Below are 4,576 nucleotides of genomic sequence, written 5' to 3' on the forward strand. Positions count from 1 at the left end.
CGATTGTCACAACTCTCTGGGCTTTCAATTAATTCATTTATTATTGGTAATGGTGCAAATGAAGGTGTTAATTCTATTATCCACGCATTTTGCAAGCCTGGTGACAATATTATTACTGCAGATAAGACCTTTTCAGTGTATGAATGGGTTGCAGGGTTCTCAGAAATAAAAACCAAACTCATTCCTCTTAAAAATAATGGATTTGATAGTGATGCAATACTAACCGCACGAGATAAAAAGACTAAGATTATCTATCTCTGTAATCCCAACAACCCGACAGGAACGTACTGGAACAATAAAAAACTCTGCAATTTTCTTGATATGGTTCGTGGTGAACAGATAGTTGTTATTGATGAGGCGTATGCAGAATATGTTACGGCTTTGGATTATCCGGAGGCTATCAAACTCATCTCCCTTTATCCGAATCTCGTTGTATTCAGAACATTTTCCAAAATGTACGGTCTCGCAAGTTTACGAATCGGCTATCTGGCATCGAGTCCCATGGTGGCTGACGTTATCAGACGCACCTCACCAGTGTATTCTGTAAATGCCCTGGCACAAGCCGCTGCAATCGGTGCTCTTAAAGATGATGGATCGCATATCCGCAACACTCGTTCCATGATAACAGAGTCGCGACATTATGTGGAGAGCGGACTAGATAAGATGGGGTTGGAGTACATTTCAGGAGAAGGTAATTTTATCCTGATTCATGCACCTATTTCAGACACACTTTTGTATCGACGGTTGATGCATCATGGATATATGGTCAGGCCTATGACCCAGTTCCGATTCCCTAACTATATCCGGGTTACTTTTCATCAGGTACACGTTATGGAAGGATTTTTGTCTGTCTTGCCGAGGTGTATCTGGAATTAAACACGAAACGGTTTATTATCGTAAAGAACCGACTTTTTCAGTCCGCGATTACTCCTTACTTTTCTTCCAGTTCCCAAAAACCAGGTGAAATCCTTGCATGGTTCACAATCATCCCCCTCTTACTCCCTTAATACCTGACTTGGCCAAGGTGGCGGAGCTGCCAAAGCAATTGCGTGCACCTAGTCTTTTTCCAAACTCGGAAGTTAAGAGACCTCACGCAGGGGCTAGTACTGAGTTACGCGAGCTCTTGGGAGAATCTCTACGCTCCTATTGTTCTATAGGAAGATTCCTTTGCGTTCTGCGTAAATTAACAAGATAAATCTGTTTTGTTCACAAATCGACTATCATTACCAATCAGGTTTTGTAATACCTTCTGCAACCTAAAATCCTCTTCTATCCGCATGGAAGTATTATGCTCTGAAACTGAATCATTTGGCCATGCACTGTTCCACCAAACTATTCCAATAACACCTGGCCATCGCCCACTACTCAGATCCATCAGGGCATCCTTTGTCCAAACAACTGCATCCGCATTTTCATTGTTAATATCGGTCCCAGATTCTGCAATAATAATCGGTTTACTCGCGTTCAATGCAGTAATTTCAAGGTATGACTGATCCATCATAACCAAAAACGGCTTTGTATTCTTTTCGTTTGGGGTGAGTGCTCCATAAACTGAGACACCAAAAAGATCAACAAATTCATCCCCCGGATAATAGGCTGCAATAGTATTCCATGATTCATCAGGATCACTATGCCAGTTCACATGGTATACCCTGATAAGATTTGATGCCCCCTCTTTCTCAAGAACCTGGAATATATGGCGATAGGTCTCCCTGAATTTTTCTGCACCATGCATATTTCCAGTCCAGTACCCATTCCAAGAGAACCACTTTCCATTCACTTCAGTGCCATATTCGACAATAACAGGGTACCCTAGATTTTTTACTTGATCTGCCCAGTTCTTGAGTTCTGCATCATATGCCCCATTTACAATACGGCTCATTGTGAAAAGTGGTTCTGGTTTATTCTGATGGATATCCGATCTCATCATTAACCTGACCCAGGGTGTTGCCCCAGATTCATGTATATCGGCAAACTGTTTTGATGGAAAACTCTTATTGACACCCCACTCGTGAGAAAACACCACAATTGCCGGCTTTTTCCCTACAGCACGTGCAAATGAAGCAATACTTGTGTTAGTAATATCCATTTCAGTGGTATGATACTGGACAGGAGGGTGAACCCCAAGCCAGAAGGTTCCCTGTTGAGGTAGGCAAAGTGAAGTATTTCCTATTCCCCCAGACACTGGTACAGAGCTGCCAAAAAGAACCATAATGATCAGAAGCTGGAGAATTTTTCTGCCTATCACCAAATACGCCAAATAACCACAACTCCTACGACCAGCACTTACTTTTTTTAGGGAGGCCCACCGAAATATCCACTATCACGAGTGTAATGTCCTCCAATCCATTTAACCATAATTCTCTTCCATCATCTTTCCTCCCTTCAGACTTCGAGGACCCATCGGTGGTAGGGCCTGCAGAGACATTAAAAGTCCTTCTTATTAATGCAGACCCAGAACTTGCACAAATATCAAAGAATAACCTGGAAAGAACAAGTCGTCTATCTGTTCTAACCAGGGGAACCGGTCATGAGGCTCTGACTCTTTCCAAGGAGAATGGATTTGACGCAGTTGTTTCTGATTATGACATGCCTGATATGAATGGCATTGATCTTCACCGGGCTCTTCAGCGTGAAGGCATAAAAATTCCATTCATTCTCTTCACTGTCCCGGATAGTGAATCCTTGAAATCTGATCACGCAACGAATGCGGATCATCCTCCTGATGAGATCTATGTTGATCTATCTCAGAAGATCAGACAAGCCGTGGAATTGTACCGGACACGAAATCGCCTTGAACTCTACTCAAAGCACCTTGAGGAACTAGTTGAAGAAAGGACCAAGCAGCTCAGAGAAGCCCAGAGGTTTGCGGTGATAGGTGAACTCTCTACCATGATCGGACACGACATGAGAAATCCGCTCCAGGTAATTACCAATATGAATTACCTCCTAACGCGCAAGATCACAAAGATGGATCCTGATGAAGCAGCAATTCTTCATAAGCATGGAATCCCGGATCTCTTCTCCAAGATCGGATCTGAAACCCAGTATCTCAATAAAATTGTGTCTGATCTGCAGAACTACGCGCGAGAAGTTAACCCAACCCTTTCTCTCACTGATCCCGGGCTGTTCCTTGATGAATTGTTAGGCTCGATAACGTTACCCGGGGATATCACTGTTCAGAGGCAGTACCTACCCGGGGTTAGGATTTCAGTAGATACTACTCTCTTCAGAAGGGTAATGGAAAACCTGATCATTAACGCAATTCAGGCTATGGAACATGGGGGGACATTGACGCTAAAAACATCTGAATCGAGTGAACGTATTAGCATAACAATCTCTGACACCGGGGTTGGAATACAACCATCAGTAAAGGATCGAATATTTGAACCTCTCTTTACCACCAAATCAAAGGGGACCGGACTCGGTCTCCCAGTATGCAAACGGCTGGTTGAAGCACATGGAGGAACAATATCTGTGAAAGAAACATCACCGGCAGGAACCACATTTGAGGTTCTCCTTCCGGTTGATCATACGTCATTACCAAACTAGGACTGAAAATCAATGAAACGAATTCTTGTTGTCGATGATGATCTCGGGATTCTGGACAGTACAAGACAAATTCTTGAGATCGATGGATATGAAGTTGAGACAGCCTCCACTGGCGGGGAGGGACTGAAAAAAATAGAATCTACCTTCTTCAATCTAGCTCTCTTTGATATAAAACTCCCAGACATGGAAGGAACTGAACTTTTAGAAAAATCTCACAAAATTCGTCCTACCATGAAGAAGATCATGGTAACCGGGTATGCCAGCCTTGAAAATTCAGTTATATCGCTTAATGCAGGTGCTGACGCCTATATCCTCAAGCCTGTTGATCCTGACATGCTCCTTGCAAAGGTGAAAGAGAAACTGGTGGAACAGGAACGTGAGGCATCTGTTGACGGGGAAAAGATTGCAGAATTCCTCGAGGAGAAATTACTAAATATCCGCAGATAGTAGTAGTCCTACTATCTTATGAACCCTGTAACCAAAGAAGAGGTAATCTCCCTTCTCACTAAGTTACACGTTTCTAATATCGGAGCGCTTACCGATCCTGAAATCACAGTAGAATCAATTATCAGTAATCTGGCAAAATACCGCATTTTTGTTCCAGAGATCTTCTTCTCCACACTTGCCGATCGACTTGGGCTGGAATACATTGAGAAGGAAGCCATAGTCAAGACTCTCGATCTCGGCTGCATGCTCCCATATACGGTTGAAGAGGGTGCCTTGATACTGCTTCTTGAATCAAAACCTGCGTATGTCAGAGTAGCAACAGCAAATCCTTTGGATAACGATCTTTTCAAACGACTTGAAGATGTATTTCACAAAAAAATCGAGAAAGTCGTCGTATCAATTGATACAGTCATATCAATGAGTGACGGGTGCTATGAGGCACCACATGCATACAGTGCATTAAATGAACTCGTGGACAGGCAACCGGAAGAGTCTGCGTACCGTATCCTGATTCCCTGGCAGAAAGGGGCAATACTACTCTTTATTCTTCTCATGGCTCTTCTCATTGTATATAATC

Annotated in this window: 5 protein-coding genes; 4 read left to right on the forward strand and 1 reads right to left on the reverse strand. The window is 43.1% G+C overall.

Features of this window, described 5'->3' with window-relative positions:
- Positions 1–876 (forward strand): pyridoxal phosphate-dependent aminotransferase (locus VN429_RS11055; RefSeq protein WP_325633269.1); only part of this gene is annotated, 876 nt, incomplete at its 5' end.
- Between the two features lie 307 nt (positions 877–1,183).
- Here the strand turns inward: VN429_RS11055 and VN429_RS11060 are convergent.
- Positions 1,184–2,089 carry a glycoside hydrolase family 26 protein gene (locus VN429_RS11060; protein WP_325633272.1) on the reverse strand — a complete coding sequence of 302 codons (906 nt, stop codon included), beginning with the start codon at positions 2,087–2,089 and terminating at the stop codon, positions 1,184–1,186.
- A 317-nt stretch (positions 2,090–2,406) separates the two neighbouring features.
- On the opposite strand from VN429_RS11060, the gene VN429_RS11065 reads away from it, so the two are divergent.
- The 3 genes from VN429_RS11065 to VN429_RS11075 form a co-directional block, all read left to right on the forward strand.
- Complete coding sequence (locus VN429_RS11065) at positions 2,407–3,552, forward strand: ATP-binding protein (RefSeq protein WP_325633274.1); 1,146 nt, start codon at positions 2,407–2,409, stop codon at positions 3,550–3,552.
- A 12-nt stretch (positions 3,553–3,564) separates the two neighbouring features.
- Positions 3,565–3,999 (forward strand): response regulator, encoded by a 435-nt coding sequence (locus VN429_RS11070; RefSeq protein ID WP_325633278.1) that lies wholly within the window; start codon positions 3,565–3,567, stop codon positions 3,997–3,999.
- Positions 4,000–4,017: 18 nt separating this feature from the next.
- Positions 4,018–4,576: hypothetical protein (locus tag VN429_RS11075; RefSeq protein ID WP_325633280.1), on the forward strand; the 559-nt coding region annotated here is incomplete at its 3' end.

This window comes from Methanospirillum sp. (genome assembly GCF_035560735.1).
Lineage (GTDB): Archaea > Halobacteriota > Methanomicrobia > Methanomicrobiales > Methanospirillaceae > Methanospirillum.

Bases quoted from the DNA above. Each gene is read 5' to 3' on its own strand.
- VN429_RS11060 (WP_325633272.1), bottom strand. From the start codon at position 2,089: ATGGATATTACTAACACAAGTATTGCTTCATTTGCACGTGCTGTAGGG.
- VN429_RS11070 (WP_325633278.1), top strand. From the start codon at position 3,565: ATGAAACGAATTCTTGTTGTCGATGATGATCTCGGGATTCTGGACAGT.